At 71.3% G+C, this 20,563-nt stretch carries 18 protein-coding genes; 12 read left to right on the top strand and 6 right to left on the bottom strand.

The annotated features are described in order from the left end of the window. Positions 1–153: 153 nt before the first annotated feature. Complete coding sequence (locus M2283_RS01105) at positions 154–1,854, top strand: BCCT family transporter (protein ID WP_280873990.1); 1,701 nt, start codon at positions 154–156, stop codon at positions 1,852–1,854. Positions 1,855–1,940: 86 nt separating this feature from the next. On the opposite strand, the gene M2283_RS01100 is transcribed toward M2283_RS01105, so the two are convergent. Then, positions 1,941–2,903 (bottom strand): FAD-dependent oxidoreductase, encoded by a 963-nt coding sequence (locus M2283_RS01100; protein ID WP_280873989.1) that lies wholly within the window; start codon positions 2,901–2,903, stop codon positions 1,941–1,943. Positions 2,904–2,969: 66 nt separating this feature from the next. Between M2283_RS01100 and M2283_RS01095 the strand changes: the two genes are divergently transcribed. After that, on the top strand, positions 2,970–3,992 hold the full coding sequence (locus M2283_RS01095) for an oxidoreductase (protein ID WP_280873988.1): 1,023 nt from the start codon (positions 2,970–2,972) through the stop codon (positions 3,990–3,992). Between the two features lie 36 nt (positions 3,993–4,028). Next, positions 4,029–5,669, top strand: coding sequence for an ABC-F family ATP-binding cassette domain-containing protein (locus M2283_RS01090; RefSeq protein ID WP_280873987.1), 1,641 nt, complete (start codon positions 4,029–4,031; stop codon positions 5,667–5,669). Positions 5,670–5,756: 87 nt separating this feature from the next. Here the strand turns inward: M2283_RS01090 and M2283_RS01085 are convergent, their stop codons facing one another. Further along, entirely contained in the window at positions 5,757–8,168 is a 2,412-nt protein-coding gene (locus tag M2283_RS01085) for a Tex family protein (RefSeq protein ID WP_280873986.1), read from the bottom strand. Positions 8,169–8,324: 156 nt separating this feature from the next. Here M2283_RS01085 and M2283_RS01080 point away from each other — a divergent pair, with 156 nt between their 5' ends. Both M2283_RS01080 and M2283_RS01075 read left to right on the top strand, forming a co-directional pair. Next, complete coding sequence (locus tag M2283_RS01080) at positions 8,325–9,284, top strand: GlxA family transcriptional regulator (RefSeq protein WP_280873985.1); 960 nt, start codon at positions 8,325–8,327, stop codon at positions 9,282–9,284. Positions 9,285–9,294: 10 nt separating this feature from the next. Beyond that, positions 9,295–9,945: a DJ-1/PfpI family protein gene (locus tag M2283_RS01075; protein ID WP_280873984.1), complete on the top strand. Its 651-nt coding sequence runs from the start codon at positions 9,295–9,297 to the stop codon at positions 9,943–9,945. On the opposite strand, the gene M2283_RS01070 is transcribed toward M2283_RS01075, so the two are convergent. Then, positions 9,917–10,672, bottom strand: coding sequence for an enoyl-CoA hydratase/isomerase family protein (locus tag M2283_RS01070; RefSeq protein WP_280873983.1), 756 nt, complete (start codon positions 10,670–10,672; stop codon positions 9,917–9,919). The genes M2283_RS01075 and M2283_RS01070 overlap by 29 nt on opposite strands. Before the next feature lie 66 nt (positions 10,673–10,738). Here M2283_RS01070 and M2283_RS01065 point away from each other — a divergent pair, with 66 nt between their 5' ends. Next, complete coding sequence (locus tag M2283_RS01065; RefSeq protein WP_280873982.1) at positions 10,739–11,371, top strand: HdeD family acid-resistance protein; 633 nt, start codon at positions 10,739–10,741, stop codon at positions 11,369–11,371. Positions 11,372–11,545: 174 nt separating this feature from the next. Next, positions 11,546–12,055 (top strand): ATP-binding protein, encoded by a 510-nt coding sequence (locus M2283_RS01060; protein WP_280874677.1) that lies wholly within the window; start codon positions 11,546–11,548, stop codon positions 12,053–12,055. A 3-nt stretch (positions 12,056–12,058) separates the two neighbouring features. On the opposite strand, the gene idi is transcribed toward M2283_RS01060, so the two are convergent. From idi to galE, 3 genes are all read right to left on the bottom strand, one after another. After that, a complete protein-coding gene (gene idi, locus M2283_RS01055; RefSeq protein ID WP_280873981.1) occupies positions 12,059–12,652 on the bottom strand; it encodes an isopentenyl-diphosphate Delta-isomerase in 594 nt (197 codons plus the stop codon). A gap of 258 nt (positions 12,653–12,910) precedes the next feature. Next, positions 12,911–13,852 (bottom strand): cation diffusion facilitator family transporter, encoded by a 942-nt coding sequence (locus M2283_RS01050; RefSeq protein ID WP_280873980.1) that lies wholly within the window; start codon positions 13,850–13,852, stop codon positions 12,911–12,913. A 135-nt stretch (positions 13,853–13,987) separates the two neighbouring features. Continuing rightward, a complete protein-coding gene (gene galE, locus M2283_RS01045) occupies positions 13,988–14,998 on the bottom strand; it encodes a UDP-glucose 4-epimerase GalE (RefSeq protein WP_280873979.1) in 1,011 nt (336 codons plus the stop codon). A gap of 289 nt (positions 14,999–15,287) precedes the next feature. Here galE and M2283_RS01040 point away from each other — a divergent pair, with 289 nt between their 5' ends. From M2283_RS01040 to M2283_RS01020, 5 genes are read left to right on the top strand one after another with little or no spacing between them, the layout of a single operon-like run. Beyond that, the gene (locus M2283_RS01040) at positions 15,288–17,072 is read left to right on the top strand and encodes a DUF5941 domain-containing protein (RefSeq protein WP_280873978.1); all 1,785 of its coding nucleotides are present in this window, start codon (positions 15,288–15,290) and stop codon (positions 17,070–17,072) included. Continuing rightward, the gene (locus tag M2283_RS01035; protein WP_280873976.1) at positions 17,069–17,821 is read left to right on the top strand and encodes a phosphocholine cytidylyltransferase family protein; all 753 of its coding nucleotides are present in this window, start codon (positions 17,069–17,071) and stop codon (positions 17,819–17,821) included. The genes M2283_RS01040 and M2283_RS01035 overlap by 4 nt, the downstream gene beginning before the upstream one ends. Next, on the top strand, positions 17,809–18,870 hold the full coding sequence (locus tag M2283_RS01030) for an iron-containing alcohol dehydrogenase family protein (protein WP_280873975.1): 1,062 nt from the start codon (positions 17,809–17,811) through the stop codon (positions 18,868–18,870). The genes M2283_RS01035 and M2283_RS01030 overlap by 13 nt, the downstream gene beginning before the upstream one ends. Further along, positions 18,848–19,627 carry a CDP-alcohol phosphatidyltransferase family protein gene (locus tag M2283_RS01025; protein WP_280873974.1) on the top strand — a complete coding sequence of 260 codons (780 nt, stop codon included), beginning with the start codon at positions 18,848–18,850 and terminating at the stop codon, positions 19,625–19,627. Before M2283_RS01030 ends, M2283_RS01025 begins: the two co-directional genes overlap by 23 nt. A gap of 5 nt (positions 19,628–19,632) precedes the next feature. Further along, complete coding sequence (locus M2283_RS01020; RefSeq protein WP_280874676.1) at positions 19,633–20,505, top strand: glycosyltransferase family 2 protein; 873 nt, start codon at positions 19,633–19,635, stop codon at positions 20,503–20,505. Positions 20,506–20,563 lie beyond the last annotated feature (58 nt).

The following is a 20,563-nucleotide window of genomic DNA, read 5'->3' as shown; positions in this document are numbered from 1 at the left end:
TGACATGGCACCGCCAGACGTTTCAGGCATAGCTGAAACCGCGACTCGGACCGGGACCGAGCGCCGGAGCCGCCCGGACCGCGGCACCTGTGATAGGCCCTTGGGGCAAAGCGCAACGGATATGCCGAAAACGCCCAGGGGAAGGTGCCGCCGATGACCGACGACCCGCAGCAGGGAGGAGGCCGGGAGGGTCCGTCGGACGCTCCCGGCAACCACACCGACCAGGTGGTGTTCGGAGTCACCGCCGCCATCACCGTGGCCTTCGTGATCTGGGGCTGGGCGGCCACGGACTCCCTGGAGAGCGTCTCCACGACGATGCTCAACGGGCTGATCCACAACGGCGGTTGGGCCTTCATGCTGTCCGCCTCGTGCTTCGTGGCCTTCGCGCTGTGGCTGGCGATCAGCCGCTACGGCCGCATCCACCTCGGCGCCGAGGGCGAGGAACCCGAGTTCCGCACGGTGTCCTGGGTCGCGATGATGTTCAGCGCCGGCATGGGCATCGGCCTGATGTTCTACGGCGTCAGCGAGCCGCTCGCGCACTACACGACGCCGCCGCCCGGCACCACCCCCGCCGACTCCGGCGAGCGCATGCAGACGGCGATGGCCACCACCCTCTTCCACTGGACACTGCACCCCTGGGCGATCTACGCGGTGGTCGGCCTCGGCATCTCCTACAGCACCTTCCGCAAACGCCGCCGCCAGACCATCAGCGCGGTCTTCACCCCGCTCATCGGTGAGCGGCACGCCAACGGCGCCGTCGGCCGGGTCATCGACATCCTCGCGATCATCGCCACCGTCTTCGGCTCCGCGGCCTCCCTGGGCCTCGGCGCCCTCCAGATCGGCTCCGGATTCCAGGTGTTGGACTGGATGGACGACGTGAGCACCGGCCTGCTCGTCGCCATCATCGCCGTCCTGACCCTGGCGTTCGTCGCCTCGGCGGTCTCCGGTGTGGAGAAGGGCATCCAGTGGCTGTCCAACATCAACATGGTGCTCGCCCTGATCCTGGCGGTCTTCGTCTTCATCGCGGGCCCCACGATCATCGTGCTCGACCTGCTGCCCACGTCGATCTTCGCCTACCTCGGCGACCTGCCCCAGCTCGCGGGCCGCACGGAGGCCAGTGGCGGCAAGGGCGTCGCGGACTGGCTGGGCAGCTGGACCGTCTTCTACTGGGCCTGGTGGATCTCCTGGACGCCCTTCGTCGGCATGTTCATCGCCAGGATCAGCCGCGGCCGCACCATCCGGCAGTTCGTCGGCGGTGTCATCCTCGTGCCCAGCACGGTCAGCCTCGTCTGGTTCGCGGTCTTCGGCGGTACGGCGATGAAGCTGAAGGAGGGCGGCGCGCTGGGCGGAAAGTCGACGCCTGAGGCCCAACTCTTCGGCGTCCTCCAGGAGTTCCCCATCGCGACCGCCACCAGCCTGCTGGTGATGATCCTGGTCGGCATCTTCTTCGTCTCGGGAGCCGACGCCGCCTCCATCGTGATGGGCACGCTCTCCCAGAAGGGCGCCCTCGAACCCGGCCGGTTCGTCGTCGTGTTCTGGGGCGTGGTCACCGGGGGCGTCGCCGCCATCATGCTGCTCATCGGCAGCGGCGAGGGCGACGCCCTCACCGGCCTGCAGAACCTCACCATCCTGGCCGCCGCGCCCTTCGTCCTGGTGATGATCGGCATGTGCGTCGCCCTCCTGCGCGACCTGCGCCGCGACCCGGTCATCGTGCGCGGCGAGATGGGCTCCGAAGCCGTCGAACTCGCCGTGATCGAGGGCCACAAGAAGTACGACGGCGACTTCGAGATCAAGGTCGGCCCGGGCCCCGGCACCGACACGGAGGGCGACCCCCTGGGCCACGACCACGGCTGAGCGGGGCCGAACGGGGCCCGGTTCACCCGCCGTTCGGGCGTGACCCCGTCCGGCTCACCCGCCCCTCGGGCGGAACGCGGCCCGGTTCACCCCGCCGCTCGCGTGGAGGAGGCGAGCCCGGCCGCCTCCTCCGCACACCCCCAGGCCACCGTCACACCCGCCCCGCCGTGACCGTAGTTGTGCACCAACACCCGCCCGTCCGCGAGGACTTCACGCTCAAGGCGGACCGAGTTCCGGGCCGGCCGCAGCCCCACCCGGTGCTCCAGCACCCGCGCCCCGGCGATCTCCGGCCGCAGCGCCGCACACCGCCGTACGATCGCCTCGGCCACCGCCGGATCCGGCTCGGTGGACCAGGCGTGCTCGTCCGCCGTGCCGCCGAGCAGCAGCCGGCCGGGCTGCGGGAAGAAGTACGCCATCTCGCCGTCGGCGCCGGTGGTGACCAGCCAGGTGCGGATCCCGGGGTTCTCCACCACGACCAACTGCCCCCGCACGGGATACACCGAGGAGTCCGGCACCAACTCACGGGCGCCAAGGCCCGAGCAGTTGACCACCACCGGCGCGTCCGCCTCCGCGAGCCCGGACACCGTACGCTCCTCGACCACCCCGCCCGCCTTCACCAACCGCCCCAGCAGCCACGGCAGATGGGTCGACATGTCGATGAGCGGCAACCGCGCCCACAGCCCCGTCCCCGAGTACTCCTCGCCCGTCGCCGCCCGCAGCCCCGGTACCTGGGCCGCCCACGGCCCGAGCTCGTCCAGCCGCGTCTCCCCGAGTACGCCCTCGGCCATGCGTACGCCCGTCTCCGCGGGCCGCTCCGCCAACTCCTCGTACACGCCGAGGGATCGCAGCGCCCACGCCCCGGCGCGCGCCTCCGGTTCGATCCGGTAGGGCCACCAGAGCGCCCCGGCAACGGCCGAGGTCGTGCGCTCGGCGGGATCCCTGGACCAGACCCGCACCCGTATCCCGCGTTCGGCGAGGACGACCGCCGTGGTCAGCCCCGCGACACCGCCGCCGACCACGATGACATCGTTGTTCGATCCGCTCTCCATCCCGGGACGGTAGCGGAATGTCCCATGCCGTGCGCAGACCGCGGTCGGTGCGGGAATACTCACAGCATGTCTGCCGAGTACGCGACCTTCGGCCTGGCACCGGCGATGCGTGCCGGTGGAGTCCTCGTCAATGGTGACTACCAGGTTCACCGGGACTTCCTGGACTTCATCGTCGACGGACGTCCGCTGCTGTTCCAGCTCTCCGACCTCGATGCCGTCTCACCACTGGCCTCCGACATCCCACCCGCGATCTTCACCGAACAGGTCCGCAGCCTGCTCCTGGACGCGGACGCCCCGCTCCCGGACGGGCGTTACGTCATCTACGGCTGCCCCGAGTGCGCCGACCTGGCCTGCGGCGCGGTCACCGCGGCCATCGAGAAGGACGGCGCCGACTACATCTGGCGGGACTTCGCCTGGCAGACCGACGAACACGCCGACCTGGAGCTCAACGGCTACCACGGCATCGGGCCGTTCCGCTTCGACGGCACCGAGTACCGCGAGGTACTGGGCGCACTCCTCGACAGCGGCTCGGGAAACACCCGCCGCCGCGTCCTGCTGATCGGCGCCCGCGTCGCCCTGCTCGCCAAACTCGCCGCCGCCCTGCGCATCATCGGCATCGGCGCCGACATCGCCCACGACACCAACGGCGTCCACGCCGACGAACTGCGCGGCTACGGCGCCGTCGCCTTCGGCCGTGCGGTCACCGAGGAGGAACGTGCCTCCGTACGCCACGCCTTCGAGCAGGCCGGCGTCGACGTCGCCTACGTCGACGGCCTGGCCCCGATAGTCCCGCTGCTCGTCGCCCAGATCGAACACGCCCTGGACCGCAGCCCGGTGGAACTGCGCCGTCTCACCCGCCTGGTGGCCGCCGACGGCGAGGCGGGCGTCGAGGTCACCTCGTCCTGCCGGGTCAGCCTCACGGCGTACCGCCTCGACCGCCTCTACCGCGCCCACGCCCACGAGGTCTTCGACGGCGTCCTCGAACCGGGCCGCCACCGCATCGCCCTGGACGCCAAGGCGGTGAAGGGGGAGTCCTTCGTGGTGGCGCGGACGGCCGGGAGTGTGCTGGTGGAGGCGATGGCACGCTGAGGACGACCGGATACGGCCGCTAGGATCGACGACCTGATGACTGCCACCCTCGTCGCCAAGAACCTCGCCGCCGGACACGGCGACCGCTCCCTCTTCGCCGGACTCGACCTCGTCGTCGCGCCCGGCGACGTGATCGGGCTCGTCGGTGCCAACGGCGCGGGCAAGTCCACCCTGCTCAAGATGCTCGCGGGCCTGCTCGCACCCGAGGAGGGGGAGCTCAGGCTCTCCCCGCCGACCGCCACCGTCGGGCACCTCCCGCAGGAGCCGGAGCGCCGGCCCGGCGAGACGGTACGGGAGTTCCTGGCCCGCCGCACCGGCGTCGCCGAGGCCCAGCGGGTGATGGACGAGGCCACCCAGGCGCTGGTCGACGGCGCGCCCGGCGCAGACGACGCCTACTCGACGAGCCTGGAGCGCTGGCTCGACCTCGGCGGCGCCGACCTCGACGAGCGGGCCGCGGAGGTCACCGACTCCCTGGGCCTGTCCGTGGACCTCGACCAGCCCATGACCGCCCTCTCCGGCGGCCAGGCGGCCCGCGCCGGACTCGCCTCCCTCCTCCTGTCCCGCTACGACGTCTTCCTCCTCGACGAGCCCACCAACGACCTCGACCTGGACGGCCTGGAGCGCCTCGAACGCTTCGTCTCCGGCCTGCGCGCCGGCACCGTCGTCGTCAGCCACGACCGCGAGTTCCTCACCCGCACGGTCACCAAGGTCCTCGAACTCGACCTGGCCCAGCAGCAGATCACCCTCTACGGCGGTGGCTACGAGGCCTACCTGGAGGAGCGGGACGTGGCGCGCCGGCACGCGCGCGACGACTTCGAGGAGTACGCCGACAAGCGCTCGGCCCTTCAGGACCGCGCGCAGATGCAGCGCGGCTGGATGGACAAGGGCGTCAAGAACGCCCGCCGCAAGGCGAACAACGACAACGACAAGATCGGCCGCAAGTTCCGCAGCGAGGCCAGCGAGAAGCAGGCCGCGAAGGCCCGCCAGACCCAGCGCATGATCGAGCGCCTCGATGTCGTGGATGAGCCCCGCAAGGAGTGGGATCTGCGCATGGAGATCGCGTCGGCCCCGCGCTCGGGCGCCGTCGTGGCCACCCTGCGGGACGCCGAGATCCGCCGCGGCGACTTCGCGTTCGGCCCGGTCACCCTGCAGATCGACTGGGCGGACCGGGTGGCGGTGACCGGAGCGAACGGTGCCGGCAAGTCGACCCTGCTCGGCGCCCTCCTGGGCCGCATCCCGCTGGACTCCGGCACGGCCTCCCTCGGCTCCGGCGTCCTGGTGGGCGAGGTCGACCAGGCCCGCCAGCTGTTCCACGGCGAGGAGTCCCTGCTGGACGCGTTCTGCGCGGCCGTCCCCGACACGGAACCGGCCGAAGTACGCACCCTCCTGGCCAAGTTCGGCCTCAAGGCCCACCACGTCATGCGCTCGGCGGCAACCCTTTCCCCGGGCGAACGCACGAGGTCGGCCCTGGCCCTCCTCCAGGGCCGAGGCGTCAACCTCCTCGTCCTGGACGAGCCCACCAACCACCTGGACCTACCGGCCATCGAGCAGCTGGAATCCGCCCTGGACGCCTACGAGGGCACCCTCCTCCTGGTCACCCACGACCGCCGCATGTTGGACGCGGTCCACGTGACGCGCCGCTTGGAAGTGGCGTCGGGCAAGGTGGAGGAGCGCTAACAGACTGTCCGACGTCCAGGGAGCGCCCCTTCAGGAGCGCGGGGAACTGCGCGACCAGCCACAACGGCCCCGCAGTTCCCCACAACCTCAGCGCTTGCCGTTCTTCGGATTGAGCAGCCCCGCCTTGCGAAGAGCATCGGCCATCGCACTGTTGGCAGGCGCCGCAGCCTGCCGAGAGCCACCCCCCTGACCCCCACGGCCGCCTTGACCGCCCTGCCCCTGCTGCTGACGTTGCTGGCGCGGCTGGGGCGGACGCCCACCCCGCTGCCGACGCTCGCCGCCCCCGCCATCCTGCTGCCCCTGGGGAGCGGCCTCGTCGTCGAGCCGAAGCGTCAACGAGATCCGCTTGCGCGGAATGTCGACGTCGAGAACCTTCACCTTGACGATGTCACCCGGCTTCACCACGTCACGCGGGTCCTTGACGAACGTCTTGGACAGGGCGGAGACATGCGCCAGCCCGTCCTGGTGAACGCCGACATCGATGAACGCCCCGAACGCGGCGACATTCGTGACGACCCCCTCCAGAACCATCCCGGACGTGAGGTCGGAGATCTTCTCGACGCCGTCCTTGAAGGTGGCCGTCTTGAACGCGGGACGCGGGTCGCGCCCGGGCTTCTCCAGCTCCTTGAGGATGTCCGTCACGGTCGGCAGACCGAACGTCTCGTCCACGAACTCGGTCGGCTTCAGCGAGCGCAGCACCCCCGTGTTGCCGATGAGCGAGGCCACTTCCTGCCCGGACGTCTTCACCATGCGACGGACCACCGGGTACGCCTCGGGGTGGACGCTGGACGCGTCCAGCGGGTCGTCGCCGCCGCGGATCCGCAGGAAGCCCGCGCACTGCTCGTACGCCTTGGGGCCGAGCCGCGCCACGTTCTTCAGCTGGCCGCGTGAGGTGAACGGGCCGTTGGAGTCGCGGTGGGCCACGATGTTCTCGGCGAGTCCGGAGGTGATGCCGGAGACCCGGGACAGCAGCGGGGCCGACGCCGTGTTGACGTCCACGCCGACGCCGTTCACGCAGTCCTCCACCACCGCGTCCAGCGAGCGCGACAGTTTCACCTCGGACAGGTCGTGCTGGTACTGGCCGACGCCGATCGACTTGGGGTCGATCTTCACCAGCTCGGCGAGCGGGTCCTGGAGGCGACGCGCGATGGAGACGGCGCCGCGCAGCGACACGTCCATGTCGGGCAGCTCCTGCGAGGCGAACGCGGAGGCCGAGTACACGGAGGCGCCGGCCTCGGACACCATCACCTTGGTGACGTTCAACTCCGGGTGCTTGGCGATGAGTTCACCGGCGAGCTTGTCGGTCTCGCGGGACGCCGTGCCGTTGCCGATCGCGATCAGGTCGACCGAGTGCTGCGCGGAGAGCCGGGCCAGCTTGGCGAGCGCCTCGTCCCACTTGTTGGCCGGGACGTGCGGGTAGATCACGTCCGTGGCCACGACCTTGCCGGTCGCGTCGACGACGGCCACCTTCACACCCGTACGGAACCCGGGGTCCAGGCCGAGCGTCGCGCGGGTGCCGGCCGGGGCGGCGAGCAGCAGGTCGCGGAGGTTGGAGGCGAAGACGTTGACCGCCTCGTCCTCGGCGGCCGTGCGCAGCCGCATCCGCATGTCGATGCCGAGGTGCACCAGGATGCGGGTGCGCCAGGCCCAACGGACCGTGTCCGTCAGCCACTTGTCACCCGGACGACCGCGGTCGGTGATCTGGAACCGGTGGGCGACCATCCCCTCGTACGACGAAGGCCCCTCCGTCGCCTCCTCCGGCTCCAGGACGAGGTCGAGGATCTCCTCCTTCTCGCCGCGCAGCATGGCGAGGGTCCGGTGCGAGGGCAGTGCGGTGAACGGCTCGGCGAAGTCGAAGTAGTCGGCGAACTTGGCGCCGGCCTCCTCCTTGCCCTCCCGCACCTTGGCGGCGAGGCGTCCGCGCACCCACATGCGCTCGCGCAGCTCGCCGATCAGGTCGGCGTCCTCCGCGAACCGCTCGGTGAGGATCGCCCGGGCGCCGTCGAGGGCGGCCTGCGGATCGGCGACGCCCTTGTCGGCGTCGACGAACGCGGCGGCCGCGGCGAGCGGTTCCACGGTCGGGTCGCCCAGCAGCCCCTCCGCGAGCGGCTCCAGGCCGGCCTCGCGCGCGATCTGCGCCTTGGTGCGCCGCTTGGGCTTGTACGGCAGGTAGATGTCCTCGAGCCGCGCCTTGGTCTCGGCGGCGCGGATCTGCGCCTCCAGCTCGTCGGTGAGCTTGCCCTGCTCGCGCACCGACTCCAGGATCGCCGTGCGCCGCTCCTCCAGCTCCCGCAGATAGCGCAGCCGCTCCTCGAGCGTGCGCAGTTGCGCGTCGTCGAGCATCTCGGTCGCTTCCTTGCGGTAGCGCGCGATGAAGGGCACCGTCGAGCCGCCGTCGAGCAGCTCCACAGCCGCCCTGACCTGCCGCTCCCGTACGCCGAGTTCCTCGGCGATCCTGCCTTCGATGGACCCTACTTCGATGGATCCGGCTGTCGTCACGATCCCGTACCGCCTTCTCGCTGGGGTTGCGCGGCAATTGTGGCAGGTCGCACCGACACCCGGGGATCAGGGCGGCGCCCGGCCGTGAATGCGCATGGCAGGAAAGGTGGGGTGTGCGTCATTGCGGCCATGTGCGGGGCGGTCGAGAATCGACGCATGGCGCAGCGAACCGTTCTCGTCGTCCTCTTCGACGGCGTCCAGAGCCTCGATGTCACCGGGCCCGTGGAGGTGTTCGCGGGTGCGGAGCTGGGCGTTCCCGGTTCGTACCGCATCCGTACGGCCTCCCTGGACGGCGGTCCCGTGCGCACCTCCAGCGGTCTGACCCTCGTACCGGACGAGCCGCTCACCGGGGCGCCGGACCCGCACACCCTCCTCGTCCCCGGCGGCTCGGGCACCCGCAGCCCGGACCCGCGCCTGGTCGACTGGCTGCGCGAGCACGGCACGCGCGCGAAGCGCCTGGTCTCGGTGTGCACCGGAGCGCTTCTGCTGGCCGAGGCGGGTCTGCTGGACGGTCACCGCGTGACCAGCCACTGGTCGGTGTGCGAGAAGCTCGCCCGCGACCACCCGGCCGTCGAGGTCGACCCGGACCCCATCTACGTCCGCGACGGACGCCTCGCCACCTCGGCAGGCGTCACCGCCGGCATCGACCTGGCCCTCGCCCTGGTCGAGGAGGACATCAGCAGGGAGGCCGCCCTCGCCATCGCCCGTCACCTGGTCGTCTTCCTCCGACGCCCTGGAAACCAGGCCCAGTTCAGCGCCCAGCTCGTCGCGCAGACGGCACAGCGCGAGCCGCTGCGCGAGGTCCAGCAGTGGATCACCGAGCACCCCGGCGACGACCTCTCCGTGGAGGCCCTCGCGACCCGCGCCAGTCTCTCGCCCCGCCACTTCGCCCGCGCCTTCCAGACCGAGACCGGCATGACACCGGGCCGCTACGTCGACCGCGTCCGCCTCGAACACGCCCGCCGCCTCCTGGAGGACACCTCCGACGGGATCGAGGAGATCTCCCGCGCCTGCGGCTACGGCACGCCCGAGGCCATGCGGCGCGCCTTCGTCAAAACCCTCGGGACGGCACCGGCCGAGTACCGCCGCCGGTTCCGGCCGGCCGCCACCCGCTGAAAGGAATCCGATGCAGATCGCGATCGTCCTCTACGACCGCTTCACCGCCCTCGACGCCGTCGGACCGTACGAGACCCTGGGCCGGCACCCGGACGCCGAGGTCGTCTTCGTCGCCGAGCGGACCGGCCCCGTCCGCACCGACAGCGGGAGCCTCGCGCTGATCGCCGACAAGACCCTGGCCGAGGTGCCGGATCCCGACATCGTGGTCGTCCCCGGCGGCCCGGGCCAGACCCCGCAGATGGAGAACGAGGCGCTGCTCGACTGGATCCGCACCGCCGACGCGACGAGCACCTGGACGACGTCCGTGTGCACCGGCTCCCTGCTGCTCGCCGCCGCCGGGCTCCTCCAAGGGCGCCGCGCGACCTCGCACTGGCTGGCCCTCGACGAGCTGAAGAGGTTCGGCGCCGAGCCGACGGGGGAGCGGGTCGTCACCGACGGCAAGTACGTCACCGCGGCCGGGGTCTCCTCCGGCATCGACATGGGCCTGGCCCTGCTCGGCCGGATCTCCGGCGATGTCGTCGCCCAGGCCGTGCAGTTGGGCATCGAGTACGACCCGCGGCCGCCCTACGACGCGGGGTCCCCGCAGAAGGCGCCCGCGGACGTCGTCGAACTGATCCGCTCGATGAGCCGGTTCATCCTCGGAACGGAACCGACCACGTGAACCGCGGCTGACGGCGTTCCAGGAACGCGGCGACCCCCTCCGCGGTGTCGCCGCTGCCGCGCGCCTGCTCCGCCCAGTAACCGTCCCTGTCCGTAAGCCCGTTGGCGAACTCCTTCGCCGCGGCCTGCGTGAGCCGCGAGCGGACGGCCAGGACCTTGGTGAACTCCGCGACCCGCTTGTCGAGTTCGCCCGCCGGCAGCACCTCGTCCACCAATCCCGTACGCAGCGCCCGATCCGTGTCGATCAACTCGCCAGAGAACAACAGGTACTTGGCGGCAGCAGGACCCACCAACGACACCAACCGCCGAGTGGACGAGGCCGCGTAGACGATGCCCAGCTTCGCCGGTGTCACCCCGAACAGCGCGCCCTCCTTGGCGAACCGCAGATCGCAGGCCGCCGCGAGCTGCGCGCCGCCGCCCACGCAGTGCCCGCGGATCGCGGCGAGCGTCGGCTTGGGGAAGGCCGCGAGGGCCTCCTCGGCCCGTACCGCCAGCGACTGCGCCTCCTGGGGCGATCCCCGGAGCGTGGAGATGTCGGCCCCCGCGCAGAACGTCCCGCCCTCCCCGGTCAGCACCAGCGCCCGCACCTCCGGGTCGGCCGCGAGCGCGTCGAGCAGCGGCGGCAGCGCGGCCCACATCGCGGCCGTCATGGCGTTGCGCTTGGCCGGGTGGTGGATGACGACCGTGGCGACGGAGTCGGTGACCGTGTGCAGCAGCTGGGGCTCCATGGCCGGATGCTAGCCGCCGCGCCCGACCGTACGATCAAGGAGGGGGCCGAGCGCGAGGAGAGGCCGATGGCCGGAGCCCGACAGGACGAGGCCGCGAAACTGCACCGGGGTTTCAGCTGGCTCGCCGCGCTCGGCGTGATCCTGGTGCTCGCCGGGCTCGTCGGACTCGTCTACACCGGGGTCGCGACCCTGACCTCGATGCTGCTCTTCGGCTGGCTGCTGCTGATCGGTGGCGCGGTCGGACTGCTGCACGCGGTCCAGGCGCGCGGCACCAACTTCTTCTGGCTGGGCGTCATCGTCGCGGCCCTGAACATCGCCGCGGGCGTGGTCGTCATCCGCCGTCCCGACGCCGCTGCCGCAGCCCTCACCATGTTCGCGGCCCTGCTCTTCCTCACCGCCGGACTCTTCCGGCTCGTGGGCAGCCTGGTGGTGCGCGGCCCACAGTTCGGCTGGACCCTGCTCCTGGGCGCCTTCGACCTGCTGCTCGGCATCCTGGTGCTGGCGAACTGGCCGAGCAGCAGCAAGTACGTCATCGGCTGTTTCTTCTCGCTCGCCCTGCTCTTCGACGGACTCGGACTGATCGCGACCGGGTTCGGCGGGCGGCGGATCGTCGGCCTGGTGTCCGAACGGCTCGCCGGGGAGGACGACGCGCGGGACGGACCGGGTCGGGCGCACGCCAAACCCGTACCCCCCGATTAGGTCGCGAAGTCGGCGCGGAGCGGACAGGAGCGGTCGCGCGGCCGACCTCGTCATACGGCAACGGTCATAAGTGCTCGATACTCGCTGACTTCTGTTCAGTCATCCGGAGCGGAGCGGGTCGTTATCAACACTCGATGTGTGGTGACAATCGAGCGCAAGGGTGGCGACCGGACGATGGAGAACCACGGGCGCGGGTCCGGCCCACGCCCAGACGGCGGCACGGACGGGCCCCGTGACCCGAGGGCCCCGGATCCGCTGCCGTACGAAGGTGTCTGGCGGTTCACCGCGCCGGCCGTCGACGCCTCGGTCCCGCAGGCACGACATGCCGTGCGGGACCTGCTGTACCGCCAGGGAGTGCCCATCTCCGACGACCTCGTCCAAGGCCTGCTGCTGATCGTCTCGGAGCTGGTCACGAACGCCGTCCGGCACGCGGCCCTGCTGTCGCCGATGCTCGCCGTGGAGGTCGCGGTGGGCGCCGAGTGGGTGCGGGTGTCCGTCGAGGACAACCACCCCTACCGCCCGACCGCCCTGGAGGCCGACCACGGCCGGACCGGCGGCCGGGGACTGCTGCTGGTGCGCGAGATCACCCGGGAGGCGGGCGGGGTGTGCGACGTCGAGCACACGTCGAGCGGCGGCAAGGTGATCTGGGCCGCGCTGCCGCTCAAACCCGTGCGGGTGCCCTGAGACTCACCAGCCGGCCGACGGGCCGGTCAGCTCCCGGACCGCGGGCCGGGCCGCGTCGAGGACCGTCATGAACCAGGACGAGAAGGTGTCCTTGGCGTGCCGCTCGGCCAGCTCGGCGGGGGTCACGAACGCCGTGTCGCCGACCTCCGCCTCATCGGGTCGCAGCCCGGACTGCACCAGGCCGACGAAGAGGTGGTTGTACTCCTGCTCGACCAGGCCCGAGGCCGGGTCCGGGTGGTTGTAGCGGACCGTGCCCGCCTCGGCGAGCAGCGTCGGGGACACCCCCAGCTCCTCGTACGTACGCCGGGCCGCCGCCGCGAAGGGCGCCTCGCCGGGGTAGGGGTGGCCGCAGCAGGTGTTGGACCACACACCGGGGGAGTGGTACTTGCCCAGCGCCCGCTGCTGGAGCAGCAGCCGGCCGCGCGCGTCGAAGAGGAACACGGAGAACGCGCGGTGCAGCCGACCCGGGGGCTGATGGGCGGAGAGCTTCTCCGCGGTGCCGATCGTGACGCCGTTCTCGTCGACCAGTTCGAGCAAAATGGCGTCAGCGGTGCCGTTCGACGGACTGTGCGTCGCGGTGGCTGGTGTGATCGGCATACCCATCCTTCGCATCGGTTCTCGCCGCCCAAGTCTGCCGTACGAAACCGGCACTCCCGGCACTTCGCGGCGCGCCCGCATGTCCCGCGCACGGCACGGGCAGCGACCGTCGCCGGCCGGGCGCCGGAAGAAGGGGCCCGGTAGGTGATCGTGCCCTTCGCGGTCGAAGGGGAACCGCCCGGGGCGGGGCGCTCTGGGGTGCAGGACGCGGGCGCGCGCCGGACGGATGCATTCCGCGCCGGGGGTGCCCCGTGCGCCTCAGTGGCAGAGTTTCGCCTCGTGCTCCGCGTGCCCGCCCGGTTCCAGCTGGAAGGTGCAGTGCTCCACGTCGAAGTGGTCGCCGAGGCACTCCTGGAGTTCGTGCAGCATCTTCTCGTGGCCGATCGCGCTGAGCACGTCGGAGCGCACGACCACGTGCGCCGACAGCACCGGCATGCCGGAGGTGATCGTCCAGGCGTGCAGGTCGTGGACGTCCTCCACCCCGTCCAGGGCCAGCATGTGGGACCGCACGTCCGCCATGTCGACGCCCTTGGGAGCCGTCTCCAGCAGCACGTCCAGCGTCTCGCGCAGCAGCTTCAGGGTGCGCGGCACGATCATCAGACCGATGACGAGCGAGGCGATCGGGTCGGCGGCCTGCCAGCCGGTGCCCAGGATCACCAGCGCGGAGATGATCACCGCGAGTGAACCGAGGGCGTCCGCGACGACCTCCAGGAACGCCCCGCGCACGTTCAGGCTCTCCTCCTGGCCGCGCACCAGCAGCGTCAGCGACACCATGTTGGCGACCAGACCGATGGCACCGAACACGATGGTGAGCCCGCCCTCGGTGGCGGCCGGCGTGACGAACCGCTGGATCGCCTCGTACAGGACGTATCCGCCGACCCCGAGCAGCAGCAGACAGTTGGCGAGCGCGGCGAGGATCTCGGCGCGGGCGAGCCCGAAGGTGCGGTTGCCGGTCGCGGGGAGGTTGGCGAAGTGGATGGCGAGCAGCGCCATGCCCAGGCCCAGAGCGTCGGTCGCCATGTGCGCGGAGTCCGCGATCAGCGCGAGCGAGTCCGCGAGCACTCCGCCGACCACCTCGATCACCATGACGCCGAGCGTGATCGACAGCGCGACGCGCAGCCGACCGCGGTACGCCGAGGTGGCCGTCCCAGTCGTCGGCGCGTGCGAATGCGCGTGTCCGTGGTCGTGTCCTGCCCCCATGACAGCCCTTCCTGTGTTCCGCCCGGGATCACAGTGAACTACGGGTGGGGGGTATCGGGCAACGCGGCACTGAACACCGTTGTCATGTGCCGTGACCTGCGGAAACGATACGCAGGTCAGGGCACCCTCAGTAGCTCAGCCGGTGGTTCGGCCGGTGGTGGTTCGGTCGGCGGCTCGGCCGCCGTGGTGCAGCAGCCAGCCCTGCCACGCCGACTCCACCGTCTCGCGTACCCCGCGCCGGGCCGTCCAGCCGAGTTCCCGCTCGGCGAGCGCGGCCGAGGCGACGGCGCGCGGCGCGTCACCGGGGCGGCGCCCCTCGACGACCGCAGGCCGGGCGTCGCCGGTGATCTCGCCGATGAGCGTGACCAGCTCCCGTACCGAGACGCCCTCGCCGCGGCCGATGTTCACCGTGAGGTCGCCGGTGCCGGCGTCCTGGCCGAGCCTCCGGGCCGCCGCCAGATGCGCCTCGGCCAGGTCGGCGACGTGGATGTAGTCACGGACGCACGTGCCGTCCGGCGTCGGGTAGTCGTCGCCGAAGATCCGCGGGGCCTCGTCGCGGGTGAGCCGGTCGAAGACCATCGGCACGATGTTGAAGACACCGGTGTCGGCCAGCTCCGGCGCGGCGGCGCCCGCCACGTTGAAGTAGCGCAGGCACACGGTCGAGATGCCGTGCGCCCGGCCCGCCGCCCGGACCAGCCACTCCCCGGCCAGCTTGGTCTCGCCGTACGGGTTCACCGGCGCGCACGGGGTGTCCTCCGTGATGAGGTCCACATCGGGGTTGCCGTACACGGCCGCCGAGGAGGAGAAGACGAACCGCCCGATCCCGGCCTCGGCCACCGCCTCCAGGAGCGTGGCGAGGCCGCCGACGTTCTCCCGGTAGTAGCGGGTCGGCTGCGCGACGGACTCGCCGACCTGCTTGCGCGCGGCCAGATGCACCACGCCGGTCACCTCGTGCTCGGCGAAGACCCGTTTGAGCACGCCGGCGTCGAGTGTCGAGCCCTCGGTCAGCGGGACGTCCGCCGACAGCCGGGCCGGTACTCCCGCGGTGAGGTCGTCCAGTGCGACGACCCGCTCACCGGCCCCGGCCATGACTCGCGCCACATGGGCCCCGATGTATCCCGCTCCGCCTGTGATCAGCCATGTCATGGTCGCCCACCCTATGTCGGCACCACCGGGCGCCCTCGATGTCCTGGATGCCCGGTCCGAAGCGGTGGATAGCGGTCACGGTTTGTGGGCGGAGCCCCGGATCACCGATGATGATCGCGGCAAAGGCCAGTGGATCCGGCGTTGATCAGCTCATGAACGGGCGGTGAACGCAGGCCTTCGGGCATCCGATAGCCTCTGCCGACATGCCGCCCGCCTGGTGCAACCAAGGGGCGCCTCCACCGTGTACATGACCGGCGCCCGTGCGTCGGCACCCAGGGAGTGAGTTCGGTTGTCGACCGCCATCCTCACCGGTCAGCCGGTCCCCGGATCGTCGATCGAGGGAGATCTGCGGTCCCTCGGCTTCGACGTGCTGGTAGCCGTCGACGCCGTCGACGCCGAGCGGCTCGTCGCGCAGGCACCCTCCGACGGGCGGGTCGCCCTGGTCGACGCCCGGTTCGTGGGCCACGTGCACGCGCTGCGCCTCGGGCTGACCGACCCCCGCTTCCCGCTCGCCGCGATCGCCGGCGCCGTCACCGCGCAGCCCGAGGGCCGGGCGACGCTCACCCGCGCACTGGCCCGTGAGACCTCTTCGGGAGGCGGTACGGCACTGGCCGTCGACAGCCTTCCCGACCGCATCGTCACCGCTCTGGACGACGACGGCGCCGACGTGCGCCGCCCCGAGCTCGGCAGCCTGGTCGCCGCCGTTCCCGTCGACCCGCAGGCCCGCAACGAGGCACGGCAGGCCGTCGCCGACGTGGACGACGAGGCCGTACGCCTGAAGTCGGCGGTGAAGGCCCGCGACGGCTTCTTCACCACCTACTTCATCAGCCCGTACTCCCGCTACCTCGCCCGCTGGTGCGCCCGCCGCGGCCTGACCCCGAACCAGGTCACCACCGCCTCGCTGCTCACCGCGCTGATCGCGGCGGGCTGCGCGGCCACCGGCACCCGCGTCGGGTTCGTCGCGGCCGGCGTGCTGCTGATCGCGTCCTTCGTCCTGGACTGCACCGACGGCCAGCTCGCCCGCTACTCCCTGCAGTACTCCACGCTCGGCGCCTGGCTCGACGCCACCTTCGACCGGGCCAAGGAGTACGCCTACTACGCCGGCCTCGCGCTGGGAGCCGCCCGCGGCGGAGACGACGTATGGGCCCTCGCCCTCGGCGCGATGGTCCTGCAGACCTGCCGGCACGTCGTCGACTTCTCCTTCAACGAGGCCAACCACGACGCCACCGCCAACACCAGCCCCACCGCGGCCCTCTCCGACAAGCTCGACAGCGTCGGCTGGACGGTGTGGCTGCGCCGGATGATCGTGCTGCCGATCGGCGAGCGCTGGGCGATGATCGCGGTCCTCACCGCCGTCACGACCCCGCGCATCACCTTCTACGTCCTGCTCATCGGCTGCGCCTTCGCGGCGACGTACACGACCGCCGGGCGGGTGCTGCGCTCGCTGACCCGCAAGGCGCGGCGCACGGACCGGGCGGCGGCGGCGCTGGCTGACCTCGCGGACAACGGGCCGCTGGCCGGGCTGGTCTCGCGGGTGGCCCCCCGCTTCCCGGCGCCGGTGAGCGCCGCGGCCGGCGGGCTGCTCGTGGTGATCTCCGCCGCGGTCTGGGGCGCCGCCTGGCCGACCGTGCTGGGCGCCGTCGGCTATGTCCTGCTCGCCGGCGTCGCCGTCTCGCGCCCCCTCAAAGGCGCTCTGGACTGGTTGGTTCCGCCCTTCTTCCGGGCCGCCGAGTACGGCACCGTCCTGATCCTGGCGGCCAAAGCGGACGTGAACGGAGCGCTTCCCGCAGCTTTCGGCCTGGTGGCCGCTGTCGCCTACCATCACTACGACACGGTGTACCGCATCCGTGGCGATGCCGGAGCACCCCCCGCGTGGCTGGTGCGCGTCATCGGAGGACAGGACGGGCGGACGCTGCTCGTCACCGTGCTGGCCGCGCTGCTCACGGCCTCGCAGTTCACGGTCGCGCTCACGGTCCTCGCCGTGGCCGTGGCTCTGGTGGTGCTCGCCGAGAGCATCCGCTTCTGGGTGTCCGCAGGGGCCCCCGCAGTACACGATGAAGGAGAACCCGCATGATCGGCCTCGTGCTGGCGGCCGGCGCCGGACGGCGTCTGCGCCCCTACACCGACACCCTGCCCAAGGCACTGGTGCCGGTGGGGCCCGCGGGCGCAGAGGACTCGATCACGGTGCTCGACCTCACCCTCGGCAACTTCGCCGAGATCGGCCTGACCGAGGTCGCCGTCATCGTCGGCTACCGCAAGGAGGCCGTGTACGAGCGCAAGGCGGAGCTGGAGCAGAAGTACGGCGTCAAGCTCACCCTCATCGACAACGACAAGGCCGAGGAGTGGAACAACGCCTACTCCCTGTGGTGCGGCCGTGACGCCCTCAAGGACGGCGTGATCCTCGCCAACGGCGACACCGTCCACCCGGTCTCCGTCGAGCGGGCGCTGCTCGCCGCGCGGGGCGAGGGAAAGCGGATCATCCTGGCCCTGGACACGGTGAAGGATCTGGCCGACGAGGAGATGAAGGTCGTCGTCGACCCCGAGAAGGGGATGACGAGGATCACCAAGCTGATGGACCCCGCCGAGGCAACCGGCGAGTACATCGGCGTCACGCTCATCGAGGGCGACGCAGCCCCCGAACTGGCCGACGCGCTCAAGACGGTCTGGGAGACCGACCCGCAGCAGTTCTACGAGCACGGCTACCAGGAGCTCGTGAACCGCGGCTTCCGGATCGACACCGCGCCGATCGGTGACGTGCAGTGGGTGGAGATCGACAACCACGCCGACCTCGCCCGCGGACGGGAGATCGCGTGCCAGTACTGACCCGGCTCATTCCCTCGCCGCTCGTCGTCGACATCCGCCCGGGTGCCCTCGACGACCTGGCCGGAGTGCTCGCCGACGAGCGGATCTCGCAGTCCGGGCGGCTCGCCGTCGCCGTCAGCGGCGGCTCCGGGGCCCGGCTGCGCGCGCGCCTGGAACCGACGCTGCCCGGTGCCACCTGGTACGAGGTCGGCGGCGGCACCCTCGATGACGCCGTGCGGCTGGCCGGCGAGATAAAGGCCGGCCACTACGACGCGGTCGTGGGTCTGGGCGGCGGCAAGATCATCGACTGCGCCAAGTTCGCCTCGGCGCGCGTCGGCCTGCCCCTGGTGGCCGTGCCGACCAACCTCGCGCACGACGGCCTGTGCTCGCCGGTCGCCACCCTCGACAACGACGCCGGGCGCGGCTCCTACGGTGTGCCGAACCCGATCGGCGTGGTCATCGACCTGGACGTGATCCGCGAGGCCCCCGCACGCTTCGTGCGGGCCGGCATCGGCGACGCGATCTCCAACATCAACTCGATCGCGGACTGGGAGCTGTCCCACCGAGTCACGGGCGAGAAGGTCGACGGGCTCGCCGCGGCCATGGCCCGCCAGGCCGGTGAGGCGGTGCTGCGTCACCCCGGCGGCATCGGGGACAACGACTTCCTCCAGGTCCTCGCCGAGGCACTGGTCCTGACCGGTGTCGCCATGTCGATCTCGGGCGACTCCCGGCCCGCCTCGGGCTCCTGCCACGAGATCAACCACGCCTTCGACCTGCTCTTCCCCAAGCGCGCCGCGAGCCACGGCGAGCAGTGCGGCCTGGGCGCGGCCTTCGCGATGTACCTGCGCGGAGCCCACGAGGACGCGGCCTACATGGCCGAGGTGCTGCGCCGGCACGGGCTGCCGGTGTTCCCGGAGGAGATCGGCTTCACGACGGAGGAGTTCGTCCGGGTCGTGGAGTTCGCCCCCGAGACCAGGCCCGGCCGCTACACGATCCTCGAACACCTCGACCTCAAGACCGACCAGATCAAGGACATCTACGCCGACTATGTCAAGGCCATCGGTAGCTGAACTCCGCCCGGTCGTCCACCCTCCTGGGGTCAAGGACCGGCGCAGCGGTGAGCACTGGATGGGGCGCCTCTACATGCGAGAGGTGTCCCTGCGCGTCGACCGCTACCTGGTGAACACCAGGGTCACGCCCAACCAACTCACCTACCTGATGACCGTCTTCGGGGTGCTCGCGGCGCCGGCGCTGCTGGTGCCGGGGATCCCGGGCGCCGTGCTCGGCGTGCTCATGGTCCAGCTGTACCTGCTGCTCGACTGCGTGGACGGCGAGATCGCCCGCTGGAAGAAGCAGTACTCGCTGGGCGGGGTCTATCTGGACCGGGTCGGCGCCTATCTGACCGACGCGGCGGTGCTCGTCGGCTTCGGGCTGCGCGCCGCCGACCCGTGGGGCAGCGGCCGTATCGACTGGCTGTGGGCCTTCCTCGGCACCCTGGCGGCGCTCGGCGCGATCCTGATCAAGGCCGAGACCGACCTGGTCGGCGTCGCCCGTCACCAGACCGGCAAGGCCCCGGTCCAGGAGGCCGCGTCCGAGATGCGCTCCTCCGGCATGGCCCTGGCCCGCCGGGCCGCCGCCGCCTTCAAGTTCCACCGGCTGGTCCTCGGCATCGAGGCGACCCTGCTGATCCTGGTCCTGGCGATCGTGGACCAGGCGCGCGGCGACCTGTTCTTCTCGCGGCTCGGTGTCGCCGTACTGGCCGGCATCGCGCTGCTGCAGACCCTGCTGCACCTCGTGTCCATCCTCGCCTCCAGCAGGCTGAAGTGAGCGCCATGAGGGTCGGCGCGGTGATCATCACCATGGGCAACCGCCCCGACGAACTGCGGGCCCTGCTCGACGCGGTCGGCAAGCAGGACGGCGACCCGGTCGAGGTCGTCGTGGTCGGCAACGGCTCGCCCGTCCCGGACGTCCCCGACGGCGTCCGCACGATCGAGCTGCCCGAGAACCTCGGCATCCCCGGCGGCCGTAACGTCGGCATCGAGGCCTTCGGCCCCAGTGGCCGTGATGTCGACATATTGATGTTCCTCGACGACGACGGCCTGCTCGCCCATCACGACACCGCCGAGCTGTGCCGCCAGGCCTTCGAGGACGACCCCGAGCTCGGCATCATCAGTTTCCGTATCGCCGATCCCGAGACCGGGATCACCCAGCGCCGGCACGTCCCGCGCCTGCGCGCCGCCGACCCGATGCGCTCCTCCCGGGTCACCACCTTCCTCGGCGGCGCCAACGCCGTCCGCACCAGGGTCTTCGCCGAGGTCGGCGGCCTCCCGGACGCGTTCTTCTACGCCCATGAGGAGACCGACCTGGCCTGGCGGGCCCTCGACGCCGGCTGGATGATCGACTACCGGTCCGACATGGTGCTCTACCACCCCACGACCGCCCCCTCGCGGCACGCGGTCTACCACCGCATGGTCGCCCGCAACCGCGTCTGGCTCGCCCGCCGCAACCTCCCCGCGCCGCTGATCCCGGTCTACCTCGGCAGCTGGCTGCTGCTCACCCTCGTCCGCCGCCCCTCGCGGTCCGCCCTGCGCGCGTGGTTCGGCGGTTTCCGGGAGGGCTGGAGCACTCCGTGCGGACCGCGCAGGCCCATGAAGTGGCGTACGGTGTGGCGGCTGACCCGACTGGGCCGCCCCCCTGTGATCTGACAAGCTCGTTCCTGTGAGCCGTCGGGTCCCATCGGCTCCGGTCCCCTGCCAGCCCGCA

The sequence above is a fragment of the Streptomyces pseudovenezuelae genome (genome assembly GCF_029892565.1).
In the GTDB taxonomy this organism is placed as follows: Bacteria; Actinomycetota; Actinomycetes; order Streptomycetales; family Streptomycetaceae; genus Streptomyces; species Streptomyces pseudovenezuelae_A.
This window is presented reverse-complemented; position numbering and strand designations above follow the sequence as displayed.